This window comes from Cohnella sp. GCM10020058 (assembly GCF_042683485.1).
GTDB lineage: Bacteria > Bacillota > Bacilli > Paenibacillales > Paenibacillaceae > Cohnella.
Window position 1 is genome coordinate 144,924 of record NZ_JBHUJV010000016.1, and the last position, 26,270, is coordinate 171,193.

General features: G+C 55.4%; 17 protein-coding genes and 1 pseudogene. 9 read left to right on the forward strand and 9 right to left on the reverse strand.

All coding sequences use genetic code 11. The features are described from left to right. Window positions 1-13: 13 nt before the first annotated feature. The 4 genes from ACFSR7_RS27105 to ACFSR7_RS27120 all read right to left on the reverse strand — a co-directional run bounded on the left by ACFSR7_RS27105 (window position 14) and on the right by ACFSR7_RS27120 (window position 4,879). A complete protein-coding gene (locus ACFSR7_RS27105) occupies window positions 14-1,207 on the reverse strand; it encodes an MFS transporter (protein WP_378167056.1) in 1,194 nt (397 codons plus the stop codon). Next, a complete protein-coding gene (locus ACFSR7_RS27110) occupies window positions 1,194-2,354 on the reverse strand; it encodes an MGDG synthase family glycosyltransferase (protein ID WP_378167057.1) in 1,161 nt (386 codons plus the stop codon). The genes ACFSR7_RS27105 and ACFSR7_RS27110 overlap by 14 nt, the downstream gene beginning before the upstream one ends. A 341-nt stretch (window positions 2,355-2,695) precedes the next feature. Next, window positions 2,696-3,526 carry an undecaprenyl-diphosphate phosphatase gene (locus ACFSR7_RS27115; RefSeq protein ID WP_378167059.1) on the reverse strand — a complete coding sequence of 277 codons (831 nt, stop codon included), beginning with the start codon at window positions 3,524-3,526 and terminating at the stop codon, window positions 2,696-2,698. A 48-nt stretch (window positions 3,527-3,574) separates the two neighbouring features. Continuing rightward, entirely contained in the window at window positions 3,575-4,879 is a 1,305-nt protein-coding gene (locus tag ACFSR7_RS27120) for a COG4705 family protein (RefSeq protein WP_378167060.1), read from the reverse strand. 181 nt (window positions 4,880-5,060) lie between these two features. Between ACFSR7_RS27120 and ACFSR7_RS27125 the strand changes: the two genes are divergently transcribed. Then, entirely contained in the window at window positions 5,061-5,666 is a 606-nt protein-coding gene (locus ACFSR7_RS27125; protein ID WP_378167062.1) for a hypothetical protein, read from the forward strand. Between the two features lie 28 nt (window positions 5,667-5,694). On the opposite strand, the gene ACFSR7_RS27130 is transcribed toward ACFSR7_RS27125, so the two are convergent. Next, entirely contained in the window at window positions 5,695-6,018 is a 324-nt protein-coding gene (locus ACFSR7_RS27130; RefSeq protein WP_378167064.1) for a sensor histidine kinase, read from the reverse strand. 161 nt (window positions 6,019-6,179) lie between these two features. Here ACFSR7_RS27130 and ACFSR7_RS27135 point away from each other — a divergent pair, with 161 nt between their 5' ends. The 4 genes from ACFSR7_RS27135 to ACFSR7_RS27150 are packed head-to-tail and all read left to right on the forward strand — an operon-like array spanning window position 6,180 to window position 10,184. Beyond that, window positions 6,180-7,295, forward strand: a complete 1,116-nt coding sequence (locus ACFSR7_RS27135) for an iron-siderophore ABC transporter substrate-binding protein (RefSeq protein WP_378167066.1) — start codon at window positions 6,180-6,182, stop codon at window positions 7,293-7,295. Then, window positions 7,295-8,335: a FecCD family ABC transporter permease gene (locus ACFSR7_RS27140; protein WP_378167067.1), complete on the forward strand. Its 1,041-nt coding sequence runs from the start codon at window positions 7,295-7,297 to the stop codon at window positions 8,333-8,335. The genes ACFSR7_RS27135 and ACFSR7_RS27140 overlap by 1 nt, the downstream gene beginning before the upstream one ends. Next, on the forward strand, window positions 8,332-9,363 hold the full coding sequence (locus ACFSR7_RS27145) for a FecCD family ABC transporter permease (protein ID WP_378167069.1): 1,032 nt from the start codon (window positions 8,332-8,334) through the stop codon (window positions 9,361-9,363). Before ACFSR7_RS27140 ends, ACFSR7_RS27145 begins: the two co-directional genes overlap by 4 nt. After that, a complete protein-coding gene (locus ACFSR7_RS27150; protein ID WP_378167193.1) occupies window positions 9,363-10,184 on the forward strand; it encodes an ABC transporter ATP-binding protein in 822 nt (273 codons plus the stop codon). The genes ACFSR7_RS27145 and ACFSR7_RS27150 overlap by 1 nt, the downstream gene beginning before the upstream one ends. Before the next feature lie 210 nt (window positions 10,185-10,394). Here the strand turns inward: ACFSR7_RS27150 and ACFSR7_RS27155 are convergent, their stop codons facing one another. Further along, a complete protein-coding gene (locus ACFSR7_RS27155) occupies window positions 10,395-10,877 on the reverse strand; it encodes a winged helix-turn-helix domain-containing protein (RefSeq protein WP_378167071.1) in 483 nt (160 codons plus the stop codon). 656 nt (window positions 10,878-11,533) lie between these two features. Here ACFSR7_RS27155 and ACFSR7_RS27160 point away from each other — a divergent pair. Further along, window positions 11,534-11,652, forward strand: a pseudogene (locus tag ACFSR7_RS27160) (thiamine pyrophosphate-dependent enzyme); the annotation flags it as partial. 125 nt (window positions 11,653-11,777) lie between these two features. Here the strand turns inward: ACFSR7_RS27160 and ACFSR7_RS27165 are convergent. Together ACFSR7_RS27165 and ACFSR7_RS27170 are read right to left on the reverse strand one after the other, a co-directional pair. Beyond that, a complete protein-coding gene (locus tag ACFSR7_RS27165) occupies window positions 11,778-12,074 on the reverse strand; it encodes a hypothetical protein (protein ID WP_378167073.1) in 297 nt (98 codons plus the stop codon). Between the two features lie 494 nt (window positions 12,075-12,568). Then, window positions 12,569-16,393: an LAGLIDADG family homing endonuclease gene (locus tag ACFSR7_RS27170; RefSeq protein WP_378167075.1), complete on the reverse strand. Its 3,825-nt coding sequence runs from the start codon at window positions 16,391-16,393 to the stop codon at window positions 12,569-12,571. Window positions 16,394-16,748: 355 nt separating this feature from the next. Here ACFSR7_RS27170 and ACFSR7_RS27175 point away from each other — a divergent pair, with 355 nt between their 5' ends. The 3 genes from ACFSR7_RS27175 (at window position 16,749) to ACFSR7_RS27185 (ending at window position 20,441) form a co-directional block, all read left to right on the forward strand. Then, a complete protein-coding gene (locus tag ACFSR7_RS27175; protein WP_378167077.1) occupies window positions 16,749-18,488 on the forward strand; it encodes a DEAD/DEAH box helicase in 1,740 nt (579 codons plus the stop codon). Window positions 18,489-18,491: 3 nt separating this feature from the next. Beyond that, window positions 18,492-19,412, forward strand: a complete 921-nt coding sequence (locus tag ACFSR7_RS27180; RefSeq protein ID WP_378167079.1) for a YqhG family protein — start codon at window positions 18,492-18,494, stop codon at window positions 19,410-19,412. 126 nt (window positions 19,413-19,538) lie between these two features. Next, window positions 19,539-20,441, forward strand: coding sequence for a hypothetical protein (locus tag ACFSR7_RS27185; RefSeq protein WP_378167080.1), 903 nt, complete (start codon window positions 19,539-19,541; stop codon window positions 20,439-20,441). Between the two features lie 112 nt (window positions 20,442-20,553). On the opposite strand, the gene ACFSR7_RS27190 is transcribed toward ACFSR7_RS27185, so the two are convergent. After that, window positions 20,554-26,256, reverse strand: a complete 5,703-nt coding sequence (locus ACFSR7_RS27190) for a 3-keto-alpha-glucoside-1,2-lyase-like domain-containing protein (RefSeq protein WP_378167082.1) — start codon at window positions 26,254-26,256, stop codon at window positions 20,554-20,556. Window positions 26,257-26,270: the final 14 nt, after the last annotated feature.

Sequence of the window (26,270 nt, forward strand, 5' to 3'; positions counted from 1 at the left end):
CTTGTCCATCGACTTAATAGGAAGCGGCATTGGCGCGATGTCGCCGGCCGATTCCTGTCATATACAGAGCGGCGCAAAGTCCGAACAAGGCGGCACACCCCCACATCGGCGCCGACAAATGATAACGTTCCGCCAGCCACCCGCCCGCAATCGGGCCCAGAATGACGCCGATTCCTTCTACCGACGACATCAGTCCCCAACCTGCGCCTTGGGCATTTTCAGGTACATAACCCGCCAGCAAAGCGTTCCAGGCCGGAAGCAGCGCAGCATAGGAGACACCGATCAGAATGGCCAGCAGCTCGGCCTGCAGGAAGCGGTGGGTAAACGGAAGGAGAAATATAGCGACTGAGAGGGTACTGAATCCGCCGGCCAAAAGACCCTTGCCTGCCAAACGGTCGTTCAGCTTGCCTAGCGGAATAAGACTCAGCCCCGCCGCGGCGCCTCCCGATATCATGACGATTGACAGCTGTGCAGGCGTCAGGCCGATACCGGACCTGGCAAACCGGGACAGTACCGGCAGCAAAAGTCCCCCGGCCAACGTCTGGACCATCATGATCGGAAGCACGATCCCCATTGATTTGGCGCGGATGAAAAAGTCCGAGCATTGCTCTTTGAATCCCATAGTCGTAACTGCAGGTGCCGGGCCGGACGGACTACTCAGCGCGATCGGCATAGCCCCTGCAAGCAAAATGAGGATTACCAGGAAAGCCGCGTGGTACCCGAATCCCAGCGCGAAGTTAATCGCGACCGGACCCGCTCCTAGTCCGGCAAGCCAAAAAAAGTAAAGCACGCCCATCTGTTCCGATCTGCGAACCGGATCGATTCTGGTGAGACAAGCGATCCATAGCGGTGAGCCGCCCAGACCGAGCAGCGCCGTCGAGAGCACCAAACGTCCCGTAGAATACGAATCCTTTATTAAGATCAGACTGAAGATACTTAGCGCTAATCCGATGACGATGATTGCCTTTTGCGACATACGGTCCATGATAAAGCCGATCCATAGTTTAACGCAGCTGTCCGCCAGATAATGTACCGAGACCGCGATTCCGACCGCGGAGACGGTCAATCCCAGCCGATCCGCTGCATAACCCGGCAGATAGGATACCAAGATCGCGCCGCGAGCGAATTCGATCAGAAAGAGGACCAGGTATAATCTGTCGAACGGGACGCCATTAAATTGATTCTTGACTCGTTTAATGAGCTTCATGTACAACTCGCCTGCCTAGCATGTGGTTATCCGCTCGCTGTAAAGCGCGATGCGCAGCGTCTTCGCGGAGCACTTCATTTACGATAGCTTCAGATGCGTTGCCAAAGTCGCCGTTTGCCTCAGCGACTGCCTTTACGGATAAGAACTCTTCCACAGTTGCCCTGGTCGATTGGGTATCGTAAGTGGAGCGAAGTACATAACGTTCTTCCCAGTAGTCGGCATTGCTCTTCTCTTGTCCCGGTATTGGCCGGTATACGACGACCGGCACTCTCATCGCGATCGCCTCGGTTAATGTAATACCGCCTGCTTTGGTCACTATGCAAGCCGCGACCGACATGTATGCTTCCAGGTGGTCAACGAATCCGATCACCTGTACGCGGTCCCTGTTAGCGTAGCATTTCGTTAACCGGCGATAGAGTTTGACGTTTCGCCCGGCAACGAGAAGCAGCGTAACGGAGGACGGAAGTTTTAGCAGCTCCGTGATGAGACGCTTGTGATCCTTTAATGCATTTGCCATGACTAGAACATACGTCCGATCAGGATCCCGGCTATCCTCGCGACAGACCTCCAGCCGGGAACGATAAGTGGACCGGAATTGATGGCGAATGGGAATGCCCGTGACATGAATGCGTTCCGCACGAATGCCGGTATCCATCAGTTGCGCCTTCAACTCGTTCGTCGCCACAAAATAACCGTCCGTCTGCGGATGCACCCACCTGGTGTGCAGATCATAATCTGTAATCAGCGTGTAACTGGGTATGGTGATTCCGCTCCTTTCCATCACCGAGTAGACGGCAAGAAACGGGAACGTGTGAACGATGACGTCCGGATTGATCGTTCTTAGAAGTTCCTCCATTCTGCGACGCCCCATCGCATGTATCCACCTTCCGAATAAGCGATCGTGCTTCATACCGTTCGTGAGGTTATAGCTCCAACCGTAAACCTTCGGAAACCAGACCATACTCTTAGCGTACACCGTCCGGGAAATGGCATTGAAGACGGGGTGAGCTTCCTCAAAAAGGTCGACAAGATGCACGACGGTTTGCCCTTGCATGACAAATTGTTGTTCCAGTGCTTTCGCCGCCTGATAGTGACCTTCCCCGAAGCGGGCAAAAACAATAAGAACCGTCGATTTCCGTTCCCTCATCGCCGCTTCCCCTTTCCGTTATGCAATCGAAAAAGCGCCTTGAAGCAGCAGGCTTATGACGATCCAATTTTCCACGTTCGATTCATGACAAGATAAAATGGAACCTTTACAAATTGAGCGGCAACGATCGCGCTGACAGCCGCAAGAAGCGGGAAGTTGGATAGGATCGACATTGTTACGGACCTCCACTTGCGAATGAATACGGCCTCTTCAATATAGGCAAGAATTCTAAAGTGCAAATGAAGCGTTTCTTAACTAAATGTGAACTGAAGCCATTCAAAAAAAGAGCCATCCGAATGAATCGGATCGCTCTATACGGATTGGCGCTTGCGGACCAGAGACTAAGCTCCGCCCTTTATTATTAAATAAATAAAGAAGACGATTGCCAGACCGAAACGATAATAGGCAAAAGGAGCAAGCTTGAATCGTTCAAGCAGCTTCAGAAAAGTGAGGACAGCCAAAAAGGCCACCGCAAACGCGACGATAAAGCCGACAGCGAAAAAGCCGATATCCGATGACGTCAACGTAGAGTAGCTTTTTAACAACTCATAGCCGCTCGCCGCAAACATCATCGGAATCGCGATCAGGAAGGAGAAATTGGTCGCCGCACGGTAACTTACGCCCGTGATCAGACCGCCGACGATCGTCGCCCCCGATCTGGAAAACCCCGGCCATAGGGCCAGACACTGATACAATCCAATCCATATAGCTTGCTTATAAGTCAGTTGATCCATGCCTTCGGCTTGAACCGCCGGTTGTCTTTTTTGACCGAATATCATGAACACCCCGCCAAGCACGAGCCCGACAAGCACCGTGTAGGGCGAGAATAAATACGATTTAATAAACGAATGCAGGAGTAATCCAAGAATCATGGCCGGCAAGCAAGCCAGGATGACATGTATGAGATTTAATCTGGACGCGGAATGCGGCTGGGAATTGCTCGAGGATTCGATTCCGACTAATCCGAATAAACTCAAGATGCGACGCCAGTAAATGAAGGCTACTGCAAGAATCGCTCCCAATTGGATGACAATTTCAAACGTATCGGCTTGCTCCCCCGTAAACCCGAGCAATTTACCCGTCAATATAAGATGCCCTGTCGAAGAAACGGGTAGAAACTCCGTCAGTCCTTCTACGATTCCCTGAATGATTGCATTTCCGATATTTTGCACGAACTGGACACGCTCCTTCGTCAATTCGATCAACTTGCAAAGCGTTGGTTATGCATTCGCCTGATTCAGCGAATTAAGCGATTCTTGCAATACGTTTTCACACTTGCTTTCGTTCGGCTGTTTCGCTCGCGTAGCCGCCAGGACGTCATCGATCGTCCCGTCGATCCCGGTCCACGTTTTTCGATCGATTTTTCTTAACTTAGGCTCCGCTTTATCCCAGTCATGCTCCAATTGATTCGCGTCGGTTTTAGCTGTGGCGAAATCGCCTGTATGGACGGCCTGAAGCATTTCATTCTCTATTGCAATGAAATCCGCCAATTGACCGCTTAAACTCGTTTGGGACGCATCGACTTCCGGCACGATATTTTTAGTGCACCATTCGTACCCTCCGATCCCGACAGCCAAAAATACGATCAATGCCGCAGAGGTTTGCAGGAACACGCTCTTCGCGCTTTGATTGCCTGACTTGGGCGTGCTCGATTCCTTGTTCACTATGACGTCGACTTTCGATACGCCCAGGAATACGATAATAGCCACAATGGCGATCAAGAAAATCACACTGGTGATGGTGGCTCCGAGCGCAAGGCCGCCGTTCACTTTGGATTGCGATAAGTAATCCCCTAGCGAGGCGCCAAGCGGACGGGTAAGAATATAGGCGATCCAGAACGCCAAAACCTCGTTGAGCTTTCCCTTCCAAGCGGCAAAGACAACTGCGATAACCATAAGGACGGCGATCCCCGTTTTCAGATAACCAAGGCCGAGCTGTTCGGAGAACAAGTCGCCGACCGCGGTTCCAAGCGCGAACGTAAACAAGATCGTCAGCCAATAGAAGGCTTCTCTTCGTATCGTGAAGATCGAATGAATCGAGAGCGTCTTTTCGCTCATGTACCACAAAAACAAGGTTAGCGCTAATAATCCGCTAAATACGATCGTACTCGTCTCGAGCGGCACGCCCAGCGCGTCTGTTAGATTATCCGTGACTAAAGTTCCGAAGACGCTGATCAGCACGACGGTAAGCCAATATAAAATCGGCACGTATTTGCTTGCTTTGAATTGAAGAAAAAGAACGACGAGAAAAGCGACTCCCATTAGAACCGTCGTGAGCGTCAAACCCAATCCTGCGTTGATGTTCAAAAAATCGGAAAAAGTCTCGCCTACCGTCGTACATAAAACTTTAATGATCCAAAAGAAAATCGTAACTTCCGGTACTTTGTTAAGCCAACTTTTGGGCTCGTTTCGATGAATCGTCATATCTTCTCCCCCTTCAGCATCAGGAACGAGTCCTATGCTAAAGGATAAAAATAAACAAATTCTTAACTGGGGATTAATTTGAAGCGTCATTTTTGACTTCATGCACGTAGATTTCCCATGCGGAATGGCTATTGTCATAGATAATAATTGTTGTTTAAATCATTTTTAACTCATCATGCTAGGCGGGATGGTTAATAGAGAGTTAAGAAATGCGTGTTATTTTAATAAGAAAACGAATCACCAGCGGGGAACCGTCTTCGATTATTGGGGGAGAATGGAGCGATTGGAGCGGCGCAAGTTCACATATCGGAACATCGTACATGGCACCATTGTCGTTTCCGGCGATTCTGCCCTTTTATGGCTGTACTTTCCCTACTTCGCAGCAACGGCGGTTGAAGCATTTCCACGGCTCAGAGTATTTGCGTTTACGTTCAAGAAGTCCGCTTTTCTCAAATATGCGGCAATTGGGCTCTCGTTACAGACAGGAGTTGCTTTTCTTTTTCCTACGAATGTAAATCCAACCCAATACCCGGTGGAAGAAATGACCTATATTATTGAACATACAACTCTAGGAGAACATCCAAAAGTCATGGCGCCCTATGGAAAGTCCGGTTATGTGCTCTTTCGAGGCGGAGATGCGCTTAGCGATGGAAGACAAGATCCGTTCATTACAGATGGATCCAAAGGCATTTACGGTTGGACAGCTTTTGAACGGTCGATGTATGGATTTTCTGAGAGGTTACCTGCAATCGTCCATTCAGATCAACCAGATTACATAATCGCTCAGCGAACTCAGTCATCGTTGTTGCTTGACGAATGGACCAAGCAATTCGGTAAGCCAGTATTTAGAGGCCGGTTCGGCAGCGTTTATCAAGTACTGAGCAACTGAGGTCTTGTTAAGATCTTTTGACAATAGTTCAGCCTTTGTTCTTCTGGTCTACAGGCAGATGCAAGATAACCTCCGCACCTGCACCAACTGAGCTTGCAATGCGGATCTTGCCATGGTGTTCGCTAACGATCGATTTAGCGATCGACAATCCAAGCCCGGTCCCGCCGGTCTTACGGTTTCTGGAGGAATCGACGCGGTAAAAGCGTTCAAAGACATTTTCGATATCCTCTTGCGCGATGCCGATCCCGTAATCTTTGACCCTTATGATGGCATTCGCCGCCTCTTTCGTCACATAATGTCGATGGATTTTTCGGTGTATTTTAACGCGTTGTCGATGAGAATGGGTTTCCATATAAGCGCCCCTTCAGTGCAATTCGAATAACCAAAACGGACGACGCGGTCAAACGCTCGAGGTTGACAGGTCGTTTCAAAGTCTGTATAGTCTATTGAGGATGAGAATCATTATCGTTTATTAAACAACAAACAGAACAGAAAAGGAAGGGTTCAACATCTATGAACGCAAAACGTAAGTCCTCATTCTTCACCTTGTTCGTAACTGCGTTATTGGCAGTCTCACTCGCCGCTTGCGGTGACGGCAATTCCAACTCGAATGGCAGTTCGTCGGCTTCTCCTTCTTCATCGGCGAGCGCTTCCGCTAGCGCCCTTGCCTCCCCTTCTGCAGCTTCTCCTTCCGCCTCAGACGCCTCCCAAGAAGAGGTCCAATATCCGATCGTCATCAAGCACGCCTTCGGCGAAACTGTCATTGAAAAGAAACCGGAGCGCGTCGCAACCATTCAATGGGCCAATCACGATGTAGCCCTGGCGCTCGGCGTCGTGCCGGTCGGCTTCTCCGCTGCGAACTACGGCGTTCAGGACGGCAGCGGTCTTCTTCCCTGGACGGCTGCGAAGCTCAAAGAGCTTAACGTAAGCGCCCCCAACATTTTTCAAGACACGGACGGACTTGATTTTGAAGCGATCTCGGATTCGAATCCGGACGTCATTCTGGCCTCCTACTCCGGCATAACGCAGGAAGAATACGATACGCTTAGCAAGATTGCGCCTGTCGTCGCATATCCGACCACGCCTTGGCTGACGACATGGCGCGAGCAGGTCACGATGAACGCGACTGGCATGGGTATGAAGGCAGAAGGCGAGCGGCTTATCAAGGATACCGAAGCGCTCGTACAGGAGAAAGTAAGCCAATACCCGGAGATCAAGGGTAAAAAAGTCGTTTGGGTTAACTTCTCGGCAAAAGACTTGTCCAAGCTGCATATCTACACGCCTGCCGACCCGCGCGGCTCGTTCCTGGTCGAGATGGGCCTGGAATATCCGGAGAGCGTGACGAGCAAGATTGAGGATCCGACCAGCTACTCCATGAACCTCAGCGCAGAGAATGCAGATATGCTGAACGATGCCGATATCATTATCGGCTACGGCGACGATGCGTTATATCAAGCGGTTAAAGCAGACTCGCTGCTCGGCAAGATTCCGGCGATCCAGCGCGGCTCCGTCGTATTCATCGGCAACGGCACACCGCTCGCCGCTTCCGGCAACCCAAACCCGCTGTCGATCGCCTATACGATCGACGATTATCTGAAGCTTATCTCTGAAGCCGTTAAAAAAGCATAATGGATCGTTCGCCGATTCCAAATCATGCCCCGCTAATCTCCCGTATACCAAAGCATTTCGCTTTGGCACTCATTATCGGTATCGTCCTGCTGTCGGCGTGCGTCGTCGCCTCCCTCGTTTTCGGTTCCCGCTCGGTCAGCTGGCATGAGCTGGTCGACGGCCTGTTCCGACCGGAGGCGGACTCTTACGGGGCGGATGTCGTCCGCAAGCGGATCTCCCGCACCGTATTCAGCTTGTTCTGCGGCGCCGCGCTCGGCGTGTCCGGCGCGCTCATGCAGGCGGTCACCAGAAATCCGATTACCGACCCGAGCATACTGGGCGTGAACATGGGCGCTTCCCTGTTCGTCGTCTGCGGCGTCGCCTTCTTGAACATCAGCACGGCCAACGAATATATTTGGATCGCCTTGGCCGGCTCCGCGGTTACCGCTGTGTTCGTATTCGGAATCGGCTCCATGGGGCGTGGCGGCGCCACGCCCATTAAGCTTGTGCTGGCGGGGGCTGCGACGAGCGCGGCATTGTCCTCCCTCGTCACTGCAATCATGATCCCTCGGTCGTATGTCATGGATCAATTCCGCTTCTGGCAAGTGGGCAGCGTCGGCTCGGCTACCTGGAGCGGGATCGAGACGTTTTTGCCCTTTCTCATCGTCGGACTCCTAATCGGATTCGTAGCGACACCCGCGCTGAATGCGCTGGCTTTGGGGGACGACGTGGCTACCGGACTGGGCGTTCGCACCGGCACCCTTCGCTTTATCGCGGCGCTTGCAGGCGTTTTGTTATGCGGCGCCGCGACGGCGCTGGCTGGTCCCATCGGTTTTATCGGGCTGCTCGCGACCCATGTCATCCGCTTGATCCTCGGTCCCGACCTGAGATACATCATTCCGATGTCGGCCATGTCCGGCGCCATCATATTGACGGTATCCGACGTGATCGGGCGACTGATCGGCAGTCCCGGAGAGCTTGAAGTCGGCGTGGTCACGGCCTTCATCGGCGCTCCAATACTAATCATAGTTGCTATGAGATCGAAAGTGCGTTCATTATGACAAATCATTCGATAGCGATCATTCTGGCTGGCAGACGTCAACGGCGCCGCAGATGGATGCTGGTGACCGTAACCCTTTCTTTACTCGCATTATTGCTCTGCTGTGCCATGCTGCTGCTGGGAAATACGATCTATCCGTTACGGGATGTCGTTCGGGTACTTCTGGGCGAGCAACTGAAAGGCGCAACTTTTGCGGTGCATACGATCCGCCTGCCGCGCATGCTGGCCGGGCTGATGGCCGGTTTTGCTTTTGGCGTGGCCGGCTATGTTTTTCAGACCATGCTTCGCAATCCGCTTGCCAATCCGAACGTCATCGGCATTACTTCGGGATCGAGCGCGGCGGCCGTTTTTTGCATTACGGTCCTTCATGCGAGCGGAGTTCTTGTCTCCGTGGCCTCCGTCCTGGCGGGGCTGGCTACGGTCATCGTCATTTATGCCTTGTCCAGAGGAAAAGCATTCTCGATCGGACGGCTGATCCTCGTGGGGATCGGCATTCAGGCGATGCTTGACGCGGTAATCTCCTATTTGCTGCTGATCAGCAAGGAACAAGACGTGCCCGCAGCCGTCAGATGGCTCACAGGCAGCCTGAACGGCGTCCAGTTGGATAAGCTCCCGCCTCTGTTCGTTACCATTATGGTTTTTGCGCCCATCGTCATCGTTTTAGGCAAGCATCTCAGCCTTTTAGAGCTTGGCGAACAATCCGCCACCTCGCTCGGCGTCAGTACGGATCGGACGAGAATCCTGCTGATCGTGAGCTCCGTCTTCATGACAGCCATCGCCACTGCAACTACGGGGCCGATTGCCTTCGTTTCCTTTCTTGCCGGTCCGATCGCCAAGCGGCTCGTCGGCGTCGGTTTCTCGAACGTCATTCCGGCCGGGTTGGTCGGCGTTAATCTGGTGTTGGCGTCGGACCTGATCGGACAATTCGCCTTTGCATACAGATTTCCCGTCGGCATCATCACCGGATTGCTTGGAGCTCCGTACTTAATCTTCTTGTTGATCCGCATGAATCGGAAGGGAGAATTGTGATGAAACCGACGCATCGTTTTCAAGCCGAGCAGGTGGTAGCCGGCTATGAAAATAAAACGGTTATTCACGGCGTAGATCTTGTCATACCGAATCATCAGATCAGCGTCATCATCGGCTCCAACGGCTGCGGGAAGTCCACCCTTCTGAAAACGCTGGCCAGGCTGATCAAGCCTATTTCCGGCAAGATCACCCTGGACGATAAACCGCTCGGCAAAATTCCGCCTAAGCAGTTAGCCCGCGTCGTCGGCCTGCTTCCCCAATCGCCGATCGTTCCGGAAGGCATCTCGGTTACCGATCTGGTCGGGCGAGGAAGATTTCCGCATCAATCGCTGCTGGGCGGTTGGAGCAAGCAAGACTATGAAGCCGTTGCCGAAGCAATGACCCTTATGAACATTACCGAGTTGGCCAATCAAAATATCGACGAACTGTCCGGCGGTCAACGCCAGCGCGTCTGGATTGCCATGGCGCTGGCGCAACAGACGGATATCCTCTTCCTTGACGAACCGACGACCTTTTTAGACATTACGTATCAGATCGAGATTCTCGACTTGCTGACGGACCTCAACCGCAATCACGGAACGACAATCGTCATGGTGCTGCACGACATTAACCTGTCCGCACGCTATGCAGACCATATCTTTGCGCTCCACCAAGGCAAGTTGGTCGCTGAAGGCGCGCCTTCGAAAGTCATCACAAGCAATTTGGTAAAGGATATATTCGGACTAAACTGTACCGTGATACAGGATCCCATTTCATCCTCCCCGCTCGTGGTGCCAATAGGACGTTACCATGTCAACGAGCAGTCCGCGGTTAGGTTATAGCTCAATGCTGTTTGAGGGCAATATATGCAGCTTAAGGGTCTATCCTTTACGGATGACCCTTGTCTTCATTTATAACAGACGTTATTTTTTCGGAAAACCAATGTAAAACAAACAAAGCCGTTTTGATTTTCAGCCTTAATAGTCCCTCCATAAAAATCTACAATCTTCTTGGATATGCTTAATCCTAGTCCAAAGTTTCCTTTTGTGCCTTTATAAAACCGTTTTCAAATCATGGGAAATACTTTGTAAAAACTTTCTCTCTTCTTCATCCGCTATTTTCAGAGATTCTTTCATATCCGCCATGGAGTCGGCTAATCTATTTCGCGGATACACTGATGCTTGTTTCCAGACGATTTTCCTTGACATGATCGAAGACAACCAGTCTACGTATTGTATCGTAGACGACGCGATCGGATCCGAAATAATTGGTTCCCCACACTTTTCAAGAATCTGTTCCCGGGTAACGACTATATTTCTGTTTTCAATAAAATATAAAAGGAATGCGAATTCTTTATTGGTAAAAATAATTTTGTCGTTACCGTCAAAAACCGTTCGTTGCTTACGATCTACGATATATTCCTCTAAATGGGTAATGACAGGCTGCTCTTCTTTATTACCATACAAGATTTGACAGATATCGTCGCTGCCCAACTCCAGGCCCGCAACGCATAAGCGCGCGACTTGCAAGCGCACCTGAGACGGACGTTTCCAACTTGCCTGATTCCCTCAGGTTGACGAACGCATCCGTTGACCGTACTGCCGTCTTCCGGGAAGCCGGCAGCACCGAGGAACCGCAAGGGTCGAACAACAGCGAACTCTTGAAGGGCCGGATAGTATTGGTTTTTCAACGTAATCTTAAAAGTAGATTCGTCAACGACTTCTGTCGTCTCAATCTCTCTGATAACGCCACGTCATGCTTGCATGTCAACGATTAGCAAGAATCGTGTCAAAATTCTTTTTGACAACATCAGCGTTAAAATCCGATCCGTCCGTAAATTTAAAGTTCTTGCGTAATGGAAGGTGTAAGTTTTGCCGTCTGCCGAGATATCCCAAGATTCGGCAAGCTTAGGAACAAGTTTGCCGCCTTCACCATAATCGATAAGCGGCTCGTAATACATTCCTTGCGCAAAAATTCATTCGGCGCGTACTGATGAGGATTTAAAGGCCCAATGTCCTTTGGCCATGAGATCGTAAGCGTCTTCTCCCCTGCCGGTACACTTGCGGCAACCTCAGATGCCGAAGCGTTGTTGTTGCTGCTGTTAGACGTACAGCCAGCAAGAATGATGGCTGACATGTGAAAAACAAAAATGAATAAACGTAACCCTTCTGTGCCACTCTTCGTTTGCCCCCTCGTTATTTCCATTAACGGGGACGGGGGAGCGCAGATGTGTGCCCAAGAATTAGCGATCTGCGCGATCAAATTCCAGTTAAAATGGTCGTCATTAATAATCAAGTTTTGGCTTTAATATTGACAGCATCACAGTCGGATCCAGCGAGCAACCAGGCGTCTCTCTGATGAACAAACTGATTAATGTAATTCAGGTGTCTCGATATCCGAATTATTGCGTGGCCAGTTGATACTGTCCTTAAGCCTCAGTGTTCAGTCGACGTGAGCAGCTCTTCGACTTCTCTGTCAAAGCCTGCACTAATATAAAATTGGATCAGATCCATATTGGAGTAGCGGTCCAGTTCCTTTTTGAACGCTTGGCCGTATTTCTGGCGAATCCGCCCTCCGATTTCATGGAGAAATAGAACAATCATTTTATCCTCGAAACGCGTGTCACCGCTATTTTTTAGGCGCAATGCGGATGCCTCCGCCGTTGCCATGCCCACTCGAATATTTTGGACGAGCCCCACGAGCTCCGCTCGATCCTTGTCTTTAATGCTCACATCTTTACTCCTCTGCCTTTTAAATTTTGCAAAGTTTCATTATAGACGAACGTTGCTTAGTTGGTAAAGGAAGCTATCTCCGCACGATGCTAGAAGCAGGAGACGATCTAAGGATCCTGTGTTCATCGCCATCAAGGCTGCGGACTACTCTGCCGCAGTCTGGCTCCGTAAAAAGCGTCTTCGCATAGCCATGAGCAATTCTTCCGGCAAAGTCTGCAATGCAATGAACCTGCGGGGAACCGAAGGTGTCCGCTTAGTGGCCCCATTCTGCCGCTTGAGGCGGATCATGCCGATCCGTTTCAATCTCGATTAATTCGCTTTTTGACTTTATTAAAAAGCCTAGTCCCATTAATAAGGACTAGGCTTACTTCATTATTTTCATGCACTTATTTATTGTTTTCTAGCCACACATTTCGCCAGTTGCTTCTGCACTTCCGCCATGTATCGATCAGAGAGATAGATACATCAAAAATCAGGCGTCAGTTAAAATATGGTCAGTTGCACTTGCTGTAACCGCAATTCGTACACGTCTTGCAACCCTCGACGTTAATCAGCGAAGCCGAGCCGCAGGACGGGCACAAGTCCGTCGAAGTATGACCGGACTTGCCGTAACCATAGGCCGGCGGTGCCGGGATAGCGGTCGCGGCGATCGACCCCGCGGCGCTGCCGGCCGCACCGGCATCCAACGCCTCGGACGCAGCCGCTTCCTCTGCGAGAATCCCGGCGTGCAGCTCGAGCGCCTTGGCGACGGCGTCGGCGATCGACTCGACGCGGTTTGGTCCGAAGCCGACCGCGCCGGAGCCGCCGATGCCCTTGAGGTGCTTGACGAGCAGCTGCACCTTGTCGCCGTGGTCGCCGTACCGGAGGAACAGCGAACAGACGCGGCCGAGCGCCTCGGCCATCGCGAACACGTCGGAGCCGGCCTTGCCCACGTTCAGGAAAATCTCGCCAGGCGTGCCGTCGAGGTCGTTAACCGTGATATACGCCATGCCGAACGGGGTGTTGAACTTGTAAGTCGCGCCCCGCAAGATTTTCGGACGGCTCTTGTAGGCTTTGTCGACTGGAGCCGATACGACGGGCGCTGCCGATACGACAGGCGCAGCAGTGGGTGCGGCTGGAGCGCTAGGCGCCGCTTGGGCCGCGGCAGCCGGCAATACGGCTTGCACCGCAGCTACCGCTTCGGCGATCGGAGCGGCTTCGTCCTTGTTTTCCGCCTGCTTTTCTTCCTTCTTCTCGTCCTTCGCCGTACTCAGCACCTGCACGTCACGGCTGCCGTCGCGGTAGATGGTAACGCCTTTGCAGCCCAGCTCGAAGGCAAGCTCGTACAGCTCGGCCGTCTCTTCGACCGTAAAGTCGGCAGGACAATTCGCCGTCTTGGAGATCGAGCTATCCACCCAGCGCTGGATCGCAGCCTGCGCGCGGATATGATCCTTCGCGGACAGGTCCATCGCGGTCACGAACCATGGCGGCAGCTGTTCGCCCTGATGCGTGTCCTGCCATTCCTGCGCGATCGGAACGAGCTGCTTGTCGTAACCGAGCCGGCTCTGCCGGTAAAACTCGAACGCGAAGTACGGCTCGATACCCGTCGACGTTCCGACCATCGTGCCCGTCGAGCCCGTCGGCGCCTGCGTCAGCACGGTAACGTTGCGCATGCCGCGCTCGCGCACCGCCGCGCCCACTTCCGGATACGTCTCCGTCAAGTTTTTCATGAAGCCGCTCTGCAGAAACGGCTCCGCCTCGAATGCCGGGAACGAGCCCTTTTCCGCTGCGATGTCCGTCGAGGCCAGGTAAGCCTCTTTGGCCATGAAGCCGTACAACTTGTCGAGGAATGCCAGGCTCTCCGGGCTGCCGTAGCGGATCTCGAGCCGGATCATCAGCTCGGCGAGCCCCATCGTGCCGAGGCCGACGCGTCGTTCGAGCTTCTGGTTCGCTTCATTTTCCGCAAAGTGGTACGGCGTCTTGTCGATGACATTGTCCAGGAAGCGCGTCGAATACCGGACGACCCGGCCCAGCTCTTCCCAGGCGACGTCGTGCTTCGCTTCGTCGTAGAAGCGCGACAGATTAACCGCCGACAGGTTGCAGACGCCCCATGCCGGAAGTCCTTGTTCACCGCAGTTGTGGGCCACGATGCCCCCCGCGATGAGCGAATGCGTGACAGGCTCCGTTATGTCGTAGACGGTCACGGTTTCGCCAGGCGATACATTAACGACACGCGACATGAATTTCTCGCTCTTGCGCGAAGGACGCGCGATTCGCTCGAGCGCTTCTTGCTTGCGGCTAACGAGACCGAAACCGATCTCGTCTCTAAATGCGACGATGTTGTTGCCGCTCAATATCAATTCGTAGAAAGGATTGCTGTCATACGTACGAAGCTCTCCTTCGAGTGTCGTGTACGAAAACTGCGACTGCGCCTTTTTCGGTCGGCTGTAGATCGTACCGTTGATTCCGTAGTTAAGCAGCAGCAGTTGAACGCCCTGAAGCAGTTTTTTCGACGAGGACGTCAGCCGAAGCGTGCGATGCATCTCATCCTTGTCGTAAACCGTGCCGTCGCTGCAAAACAAAGCCTGCAAATAAGCCGTGACCGTTGTCTTGGACGCCGTGAAAATCGCGTCCGGCACTTCCTTTAAGGGCGCTTTGACTTGCTTAACGCCTAGCTCCAGAAGCTTTTCGCGGAACGCTTTTTTCCACCAATTGACTTGCTTGGTCCCATTCTCGCGTTCGAAAACTTTGGCTCGTACCCCAGACAGCCGCTCTCCAGCTTCAACAAGGCGATCGAGCGCTTCCCCGTCTTCGGATCCGAACACCATGCCGATGTCATCGCGCTGCGATATCCACCCATCGCCGGTCAGCCATCCCAGGAACAGGCCCCATTCCTCGCCAAGCTCGTCTTTTTCCGAAAAACGGCCATGTCCGGATTGAATATAAATTTCATCGTCAGTCGTTAAGTGCTGCGCTTCCTTCCAGCCTTTATCCGTATAGAGCCGGTGATCCGGCGTAACCTTGAGTTCCATTCCGTTTTTTAATTCGACCACGACCGTCTCCTTGACGCCCGTCGGAAATACGACCGCCTCACGCATACGTACGCCGGGAACCTCGTAAGAGCGCCCGCCAACGACTCGCGCCTGCTCTACGAGCCGTTCATCTGTCGCAGTAAGGAACGACTTCCCCGCCATTCTCCGGTGCAATTCTTCAATCCGAATCAGGCCGAATTCCGTCGAGATGCGCGTATCCGGATGAAAGCATGGATTCGTGCAAATGATTGGATTGAAATACCAGCTATTCGACATCTGATTGTAGTATTCCATAAAAACGACGCCTGGCTCGGCCGACTTCCAGGCCGACTCGATGATCGTGCGCCACACCTCGCGCGCGCGGACGGTGCGATAAGGAATGACCGGCTTGCCGAGCGACTTCCATTTGTCCAGGTCGCCGTCCCACAGCGCGTCGTACTCGGCGTCGGACGTATCGGGGAACACAAGCTCCCAATCCAAGTCCTCTTTGACCGCCTTCATGAAGCCGTTGCTCACGCATACCGACAGGTTGGCGTTCGTCACCTGTCCCATCGTCTGCTTGACCGTGATGAAGTCGACGACGTCGGGGTGCCAGTCGTTTATCATCAGCATGAGCGCGCCGCGCCGGCTGCCGCCTTGTTCGATCAGCCCGGTCGTGTAGCTGAACAGGCCGCCCCAGGACACGGCGCCGCTCGAGGAGCCGTTCACGCCCCGCACGATCGACCGGCGCGGGCGCAGCGACGACAGATTGATGCCGACGCCGCCGCCGCGCGACATGATCTCGGTCATCTCGGTCAGCGTCACCATGATGCCGCCGCGGCTGTCCTTGGGCGACGGGATGACGTAGCAGTTGAACAGCGTCAGCTCGTCGCTGGCGCCTGCGCCCGCTGCGATGCGGCCGCCCGGCACGAGCTTCCAATCGTCGAGCAGCCAGCGGAACCGATCGCGCCAGATTTCCTGACGCTCCGGCGCTTCGACCGAAGCCATCGCGCCGGCCAGCCGGTCCCACATTTCCTCCGGCGACTTTTCAATCGTCAGCGTCAGCTTCTCCGGCGACGTCTCGACCAGATCGCCCACGCGCGTGCGCACCGTCACCCGCCTGCCGTCCCGCGCGACGACCTCGCCGACCTCCTTGGCCGGGAACTTCGGATCGTCCTTCGTCAGCGCCAGCACCGTGTCGCCGACCTTGACCGCGTTCGTATCCGCGTTTTTCCAGGCATACCGGTCGAGGAAAATCTTTTCGCTCAAGCCTTCGAGACGACGGCCTGCGGCCTTGCTCGCTCCGTCGTTTTCCAATGAGATACTCACTTCGCCACTCTCCCCATAGGACACAATATATTGCGACGACACCCATTATACGCTACAAAATATAGATATTCGAGTGACCTTCCCGTGAATTGCTACATTTGTCCCACAAAATTCGGACCGCCGACACAAGCTGCCGAACCCGCCCGATTTATGCCGCCCGGAGGTTATGAAATTGCCGCGCTTGCTCATACTAGAAGAATAGACCCAAGAGGAGGAGTAGCGTCTGCGCCCCCCATTTTATCATCCGCACGGCTCCGAGGCCGAAGTAAAATCGACCGGCGGCATCGCTCCTTCGTTCGCGTCGACCGACGGCGCATCCCATACTGCCGCACAGCAAAATGCCCTCCCAGCCGGCGTGCACCCTGTAAATACAGCCGCTTCGCCGGACGACGCCGCGCGCAATGCGCGCAAGCTGCATCCGCTCGTCGCTCTGCATGTCGACCGCACCGCCTTCGAGGAGCTCGAGCGCAGAGCCGATCGTGGCGGACCGTGGGACGACTGGTCTCTCTATAAGATGTCCTGGGAAGCCGAGGAAGCGCAGCTTGTAACGGATTTCCACGAGCTGCAGTGCATGCGGGTGCTGCCCGGCCTTACGCCGCTTCCTCATCAGGAGGACACGGCGCGGCGCGTTCTTCACGAGATGCGGGGCAGAGCGATTCTCGCGGACGAGGTCGGTCTCGGCAAGACGATCGAAGCCGGGCTCATTCTGAAGGAATATATGGTTCGGGGGCTTGTGAAACGGACGCTCATTCTCGTGCCGGCCTCCCTCGTGCTGCAATGGGTTCGCGAGCTGAACGCCAAGTTCGGCATTCCGGCCATCGCGCAGAAAAAGGCGTACCACTGGAACAACGATGTCGTCGTCGCTTCGATCGACACGGCCAAGCGCGACCCGCACCGCGAGCTGCTGCTCGATACCGAGTACGACATGCTCGTCATCGACGAGGCGCACAAGCTCAAGAACAAAAAGACCGGCAATTACCAGTTCGTCAGCGATATTCGCAAAAAGTATTGTTTGCTGCTGACGGCGACGCCCGTGCAGAACGATATGAACGAACTCTACAATCTCATCACGCTGCTCAAACCCGGCCAGCTCGGCGGCGAAGGCGATTTCTCCGCGAACTACGTGGCCGGCAAGCGAGTCGCCAAAAACGAAGACAAGCTGCAGGAAGCGCTCGGCCAGGTCATGATCCGCAACCGGCGCACCGACGGCGGCGTCGAGTTCACGAAGCGATTTGTCGCCAACGTCCCGCTCCGGCTGTCGCCCGAGGAGCAGGCGCTCTACGAGGCCGTCACCCGCTACGTTCGCGAGAATGCGACTGTCGAAGGCGTCGACATGTCCAGCATGCTATCGCTCGTTACGCTGCAGCGCGAAGTATGCTCCAGTCGGGACGCCGTATTCCTGACGCTCATCAACCTTTTCAAGAAAACGCCTGAAGACTCGCCCCGCCGGCCGAAAATCTGGGAGCTTGTCGAGTTCATCCGCCAGGTCAAAGCGAATACAAAAGCTGAAGCGACGATGAAGCTGATCAATGAAATCGGCGACAAGGTTATCGTATTCACGGAGTATCGCCAGACGCAGGAATATCTCCTCCGTTTTTTCCAGGAGCACGGGCTGACCGCCGTCCCTTACCGCGGCGGGATGAACCGGGGCAAAAAAGACTGGATGATGGACCTGTTCCGCAGGCGCGCGCAGGTGATGGTGGCGACTGAGGCCGGCGGCGAAGGAATTAATCTGCAGTTCTGCCACCATATCATCAACTTCGACCTGCCATGGAATCCGATGCGCGTCGAGCAGCGGATCGGCCGGGTGCACCGCCTCGGGCAGACCGAGGACGTGAAGATCTACAATCTCTGCACCTACGGGACAATCGAGGAGCATATCGTGCACCTGCTGCACGAGAAAATCAATATGTTCGAGACGGTCATCGGCGAACTCGACGAGATCGTGGAGCGCATGGAGCGCGAAGAATCGCTCGAGAAGCGCCTCGCCAAAATGATGCTGGACGCCAAAGACGAAGGCGAACTGCGAAGCCGCATCGACGGTCTTGGCGAATCGCTCCTTCGTACCAAATCGCAGGTAGAGAAGGAGGTCTAGCGCATGAACGCCAAGCAGGTGGAAAAGTTCGTGATGTCCTACCTTGAGGCGACGGGGTGCGACATTATCGAAAAAGCGAAGGGGAGCGTGACCGTCAGGCTATCGCCGGAGGCAGACAAACGGCTGACGAACCGTCCCTACTACTGGGGCTTCGTAGAACGTACGGGGACGCCGCCCGAGACGCTGACGTTTTCCTGGCATTTCGGGCAGGACGACGAGACCGGGGACGCCGATTCCGCCCCGGAAACCGGCGAGCCGCAGGGTTCGGCTTCAGCTGCCGGGCTATCTCCCCTCGGCTTTGGCGTCGCGCCCGTCCGCGTGCTGCGCGAGGACTTGTACTTCGGGTCGGGGCGGCTGGCGCAGATCTTCGGCGCGGTTCGAGACGGCGGCCGCTGCGTCGCCATGTTCGAGGAGCCGCCGAGGGGAAGGGCCGACCGGCTCGGCTCCAATCCGTACACGGCATGGCTCGGCGTCAATTTCAAGGTGGACTATGAATGCGACATGAAGCGCGAGGAAATGTACGGCTGGGGCATATCGCTGGCCACCGGCTATATCGACGAGCGGTTTTTGGAAGGGCTGCGCGGACGGAGACTGACGCCGAAGCTGCCTTCCAACGTGCACCTGCTGCCGAACGGGCTGTCGCTTAAGAAGGCGATGACCCAGCTCGAGCAGGCGCTCGAGCGCAAGCTGAAGTCCGGCGATTTCGTCTGGGCGGCCGAAGCCGAGGACCGCAGACAGGACGAATTGCGCCGGATCCGCTCCTATTACAATCCGATGATCGGACGGGCATTGACCGACGAGGAAAAGGAGACGCTGTCGCAGCGCCTCGCCCAGCGGGAGTCCGAGATCGACTGGCAATATCGGCCGAGAGTGACGTTATCCGTCATGAACTGCGGCCTGTTCCACTTACCGGGCATTCATTAGCCCCGATGCGACAAAAATAGAAGCCCTTCCCGCTGCGTCGCCGGACAGCATCCGGCACCATCGGCGGCGCCGCTCCGTTACAATGAACGGACAAGCCCGAACAATCCAACGACTAAAGGTGATACGATGCGAAAAGCCAATCGGTCCGCCGCCGGCAGACCGCTGCTGCTCGTCCTACTGCTGTCCGTTTTAAGCATCCTGTCCACATCAAGGCCGGTCGCGGCGGCGCCCGTGCCCGCGGATACGACCGATCCGGCCCGATGCGCGCAGGCCATCGTCTCGCAGCTGTCCGGCCAGCCTGGCTTTGCAGCCTGGAAGACCGGCTCGCCCCGCATCGAGTCGCTCGGTCCCGGCACGCACGGCTGGCTCGCGACCGTGGTCGGTCCGAAAGGTTCGCCGCTCGGATACGTCGTCGTGTATGCAGCCGAAGACGGCACCTGCCGACTTGGCGAATACGGCCTTGGCCCCAAGCCGCTTTTCGATACGACGACGCTGCGCATGGCGCTGGCAACAGGCGGCTACATTCCGGCTGCGAATTCGAACGCTTTTCGCGCAGTCAAGCATTATATCCACCCCCTCGCAGCCGCCTGGGAAGTCAAGCTTTCAAAGGAGACGATCTGGCTGGATGCCAAGTCTGCGGAGCTGCTTCCCGTAAGCAACGAAGCCCAATGGCTGGCGGCTGCTGCAAGTGAGCCGTACATGCCTGAAGCCGCGACGCCGGGCAAGCCCGGCGAGCTCCGTCTACTGACTGCTGCCGAGACGTTCGACCCCTATGAAAGGCTGTCCTGGCTGCTCGGCGACAAGCCTTTCGCGCCTCAACAGGAACGGCTGATCGCCCGCGTCAAGGCGAAGGACCGCCTCGTATACGTTGCCGAGCCGCTCGGCGACAAGATGCTGTATGCGTTGTCCGTTGTCGGCTACCAGCGCTGGCAGAGCGGCCGGCTCGATCTCGCGCTCGACATGAGCGGTCAGCGCTTCATTCCGCTCGATTCCTTAACCAAAATCAACAACGGCCTTTTTTATCGCTAATTAATTTTTGTGCAAAAAGAACAAAAAGAGCCCTTCCGCATCGGACGAACAGTCATCCGTGCGGAGGGCTCCTTTTTTTTATACCGTCCAGTTATGTCGCGTATTTTAATCGTTACGAGCCTATCTTAGCGTAATTCAAATTGTCAAAATAGCTGGTGCTGTCGTAGGCGAACAGGCCCATCTTGCCGCGCGAATATTGCTTGTCCGTGACATCGATGCGCAGGACGTTGTTCAGATACACCTTGATTCGCGGTCCGACGGCCTCGACCTTAACATTGTAAGCGGTATCCGTCGCAACCGGTAAATAATAGGCGCCAAGTACGGCGTAAGGCTTCGTCGCCAGCTTCAAGATGCCTCCGCTGTCCAGTCTGTCGAGAATAACCGTATAACCGCCCGTGCTGTAGTCGTTCAGGCGGAAGCCGAGTCCCGCTGCCGTGCCCGAATGGATGGTCAAGTCTGCGGACACGGTCATATTGTCGCCGACGACATCCTCATAGATTTGCTCGCCGCCTGCAGTCGTTGCGCTTCCCTGCCTGTAGTTCGAACTATTCGACCATGTTCCCCCTACCGCCCGCCATCCGGTCATAGACGAAGCATTGAAGCTGTCCGAATAACTGCCGGCCGGCGCAAGGAACGATGCCTTTAAATTGTCGACGGTGCCGGTTGAACTATAAGCGAGTAGGCCGAATTTCCCTTCCTTATAGGTGGAAGCCCCGTAAGAGTCGATGACCTTCGTTCCGTCTACATAGGCCTGGATATGCTCGCCGGAGGCTACGACTTTGACGCGATAGGTCTGATTGGCGTTGAGTGCGTACGAGGCGCTGGCAAGCAAGACATAAGGCCTCTCGGCAAGCTTGACCACGCCCCCGCCCTGACTCAGAATCAGATCGTAGCCTTGCGTAGCGGCGCCATTCAGGCGGAAGCTGAGCCCCACGTCGCCCGAGGCGAGCGTGACGTCCCCTTCGTAGATGAAATTGTTAGCGCTGGCCGCGCCGTTCGTCAGAATCGCCGTGTTGCCGGCGCCCGTATTGAACTGCAGCTTGTGCGAGGCGTTCGTCCACGCCCCCGAAGCGGTCCATCCGTCCAGGCTGTTGTCGTCGAAATTGTCGTTCAAAAGAATTGCGGTCGCCTCGACATCGTCGAATTCGGCGGTCGACTGAAAAGCCATCAAGCCGAATCTCCCGCGAGAGTATTGGTGATTGGTTGCAGCGCTGATCTTCTCGACGCCGTCCAGATATACTTTGATGCGCGACTGCTCCGCCACCACTTTAAGCGCGTACGTCTTGCTGGCGCTATAGGTATACGAAGCGGTGCCGATCGCGCCGCCGTAAGGTCTTGCGGCGAGTTGGATGTTGCCGCCGGTGTCGATCGACACATCGTAGCCTTGCGTCCCCGCATCGTCCAGACGGAAGCTGAGCCCTGCCGAAGCGCCGCTTTTCAGCTTGATTTTGGCGCTGTATGCAAAATCGGCGGCCTCGGCCATGTTGTTGACGCTGTAGGCGAAGCCTTTCGGACTGGCCACCTCCACGCTTCCGTTCGCCGGAATATCGTACCAGGCCCCAGCGTAGATGGACCACGTGTTCATGAAATAAGCGTCGGTGCTGAAGTCTTCGCTCACAAGCTTGACGTCGACAGCTGCCGAAGCGGTATAGGACCCGTCCGCTGTCGCAGCTGTTACGACAGCCGTTCCCTCGCGGACGCCGGAAACGACACCGTTCGCGGATACGGAGGCGATCGACGGATCGCTGGACGACCAGGTCACGGTTCGATTCGCCGCGTTCGCCGGAGCGAAGTTGGCCCGCAGCGTCTCTTTGAAGCCCGGCGTCAAAGTAAGCGAGCTTTTGTTCAGCGATACGCCGGTGACAGGCCGGAGCAGCGTAGCCGACAAGTTGTCGAACGCGACGGCGCCGTTATCGTAGCCGAAGATGCCGAAGCGATCGCATGCGCTGCAAGGGTTGTCGCTATCTCCCGGGAAAAAGTCGGGGAGCGTCGTCGTGAATACCGGTGTTGACATATTGTCCAGGTAAACTGCAGCGCTCGTGCCCTGGACGGCCAGTTTGACATGGTAAGTCTGCCCATAGGCAAACCCGCCCGCAACCGGCCGATAATCGACAATGCTGTAAGGCCGCTTGATGATTTTGATCGTACTGTCGCCTTTGTCGACGACGAGATCGTACCGCTTCGTGCCGTCGTCGTTCGACCAGAAGGTCAACCCCGCCGCGCCGCGGGGCGTGCCGGACTGGGAAGCGATCGACAAATCGCCTTCGTACGTAAAGCTTTGCGCCCGCGGCCCCCGGTACAAGGCATAGGCGTCGTTCGCGCCTGACGTGCCCACCTGCCCTTTGCCCGACGCGGTTGACCACGTTCCGGAAAATGTCCGTTCCCAGCCCGCCAGATCGCCGGTCGAGAAATCGTCGGCAAGCAGCTGCGAAGTCGAGCCTTGCACGCTGCCGTAGCCGTTCGCCGTCGAATCGTTGTGTGCCGATACGAAGCGCGCATGCACGAGATAAGGCATCGTTTTGCTCCCCGGCACGACATCGAACGTCTGCGTTGCCGTGCTGCCGGCGCCGATGGTTACGCTGCCGGAGCCGGACGACAGCGTCGCGCCGTCTGCAAGCAGCGACAGCGTACCTGTCACACTACCGCTTCCATAGTTGTGCAGCGTCACCGTTCCCTGCTTCGCATGCCCCGTCGTCAGCGCTGCCGGCACCGCTACGGTTACGCCGACATAATCGGCGAAATCGACGGACCATTCCAGGCGGCCACCGCCGACGACGGCAATCGGACGTTCAATCGTCGACGAGCCGTACGTCACGCTGACCGTGCCCGATTGGCCGAGCGGCAGATTCGTCACCGTCACCTCTCCGCCCGGACCGGTCGACGCCGAATGCGGCGCGGCCAGTTGGACGTTTACCGATGCCGATACCGGACTGCCGTTGTTTTTGGCCGTGATTTTCAGCTTGAAAGGGCCTTCCAGAAAAGCCAGGCCGCCTGCATAGCCAAGTCCGTGCGGGATATAATCCTCGTTGAACTGCAGCAGCCCGTTCGGACGCAGGATGCCTTTGGGGGCGTCGGGCGACAGCCGAACGTCCTTCTGCACGAACTGGTCGACGGCGCTGAAGCCGTTGTAGCCGCTCCCGTCAGGCGCCTCGCTCAGTCCGCCGAAGCCCTGGAAGGAGCGCTCGCCGATATTCTTCAGCAGCGATCGCGAATCCCACGCCGTCTCCTTCGGCGAATTCGGAATACCTGGATTGAGGCCGACGACGAATTGCAGATTGTTCTCCGCCAGCTTCTGATATGCAGCATCCCCGAGGAAATTGCCGATTTCCAAAATGTTCTTGGCGATCATGCCGTACAAAGAAGTGGCTCCGTGCGCGATCGATTGAAAATACTTGACGTCCCGGTAGGCAGGGTCGGCGTAAGCGGCTACCGGATAAATGCCGAGCGGGTTGTCCGCGGCCGTCTTCTTGATGTAATTTTCGCCGTAGGTGCGCACGACATTGTACCATTTGGCTACGTTCGCGTGGCCGGGATCCAGCTCGATCAAATCCATGAACCCCTTCAGATTCGTCGGTTCGATGTAGCCAAGCAGGATGCCGTACGCCTGAATCCAGTCCTTGACGAAAGCATTGTCGTAGCCCTCGAATTCGTAGAAGTTGCCGTAGGCCGGGCCGACCGGATTGTTAAAATCCGTGAACTGGCGTTCCGCAACGGAGTCGGCCAACTCGATCGCCGTATTCTTATAGTCCGGATCGCCCGTCAGCTTGAACATAAGCGTATTCGCCCATAAATAAGTCATTTTTTCTTTGGTCTTCATCGAGGTCGGCATCGTCCATGACGCGTCGGGAATGTAATATTCGATGCGGGCGCCGCGTGACGTGTACGTCAGACCGTTGCCGTCTCCGTGATAATCGATCTCGTCCAGCGGATTGTAGCCGCCCGGCGAGCCTTTTCTCGCCTGAATCATGTCATAGGCGGCTCCCGCCGCATTCAGGTAAACGCCGTTCGACGTAACCTGATAAGCCCGCGCCAGCGCCGTCATCGCGTAAATGGCGTCGTGAAGCGTCAGCACCTCGTAGCCGCCCCAAGGGTTGGGGTACAAGTCATGCACGAACCGGCCGTCCGGCTGCTGGGCCGCGGCCAAATAATCGGCGCCGTCGGCGATCAGATTGTGAAGCCTCGTCTGATTGGCCGGCGACAATTGCGCATTGAAGTTCTCGTAAATGTCGACCAGCGCGTTCGTGGCGATGATCATCGACGTTAACTCACGGATGTCTCCCGAGCTGTCCAGCCAGCCTTCTTTGCCCGGAACCGCCCGCGCCTCCAGTTGATCGAGCGCGATCGTGATGAGCTGATTGTTATCGGTCATCACATGGTCTCCGATATCGAAGTCCGACGACACGAGGTCGTCCAACTGCACATGCAGATTAGTGCCGGCCGTCGTATAAGCGCTGAAATCGAGCACCCACCAGTAGCTGCCCCACTTCTCTTGGCGGCTTGAAACGGTGCCGCTGCCGAGCGTCGTGCCGCCCGACTTGATCTGGAACGTTCGGCCCGCCGGATCGACGTCCGGATTCGCTTTGGCGCTGCGCAAATAAATTCGCTTGACGCCGTCGGTATGATAACCGACCTGGCTTTCGAGAATGCTTACATCCTTTTCCATCGGAACCGCCGATGCCAGCCGAAAATCGTCCGCCACCATATGCGCACGCCCCCCGCTGCCGTTGTCGACGATGGCGATATGGACCGTTTGACCTTGATAAGCGGATACATCCCATGCTTTGACGGACATGTAATCGTTATTTTCCCCCGTCTCCTTGTACAGCATCACATTGTCGGAATCACGCACGAGCGCGACGTATTCGTTCGCCGCATCTTCCTGGCCGGCCATCCGGAAGGTGATGTAATGGTTGTCGACCGTAAAAGAGTCGGACACAATCATGCCGACGAAGCTGTCGTCGATAATCGTTTGGTTGCCCGGAAACAGCTTGTAGTTCGAAGCGAGCGAGCTCGAGCTGAAATTGTCGGTGTACACGTTGGAGACAAAGGCGCCGCCGGCGAAGTTATTGAGCGTCAAATCGTCGAACGTCGCTTTTGTCGTGTTGGCGGTAACGCCTGCATAAACGCCGTTCGGCTGGAAATAGAACGGCTGCGAAGGCTGGTTCACGTCCGTGTAATTGAAAACGTTCGTTCCGCCTATGTACACTTTAATGACGACATTGCCACCCTGGCTGTAGCTCTGCACCTTGACGGTATAATCGGTGCCGGTATTAAGCGTATAGGGCTGCGTATGCAGCAGGTTGCCCTCTCCCATATACGGAAATTTGACCAGCGCCAGCTCGTCCGAGCCCGGGTACAGCAGCAACCCGTACGCTTTCATATTGCGGTCGTCCGCGCGGAACTTGAGACCAGCGGTCGCCCCGCCATCGGCGATGTTAATGACGGCCGACAGCTCCATATCTGCCGAAGCGGCCGCATTCAGGCGCTGTACGAACATGTCGCCTTCTTCGCTCTGGCGGTTCAGATTGAGCTTGCCGCCCGAGATCGTCCAGCGGTCCTTCATGACGCCCGTAGCCAAGAAATAGTCGCCCTGCTTGTTGCTGTCGACGGCGGCGAGATTGGCGGGTGTCGTGGGCGCCGCGCCGGACGTCGTATGAACCGTCCAGCCGTTGCCCGGTCCCGTCAATCCGCCGGTCTCCAAATTGCCGTTCTTGATGACCGACGCCGCATAAACAGGCCGGGAAGACGAAGGGCCGAAGCCGATCGTCCCCCAGGCGAGCAAGGCGCACATACCGATTTTGAAGAAAGATTTCATGGTCCTGTCCCTCC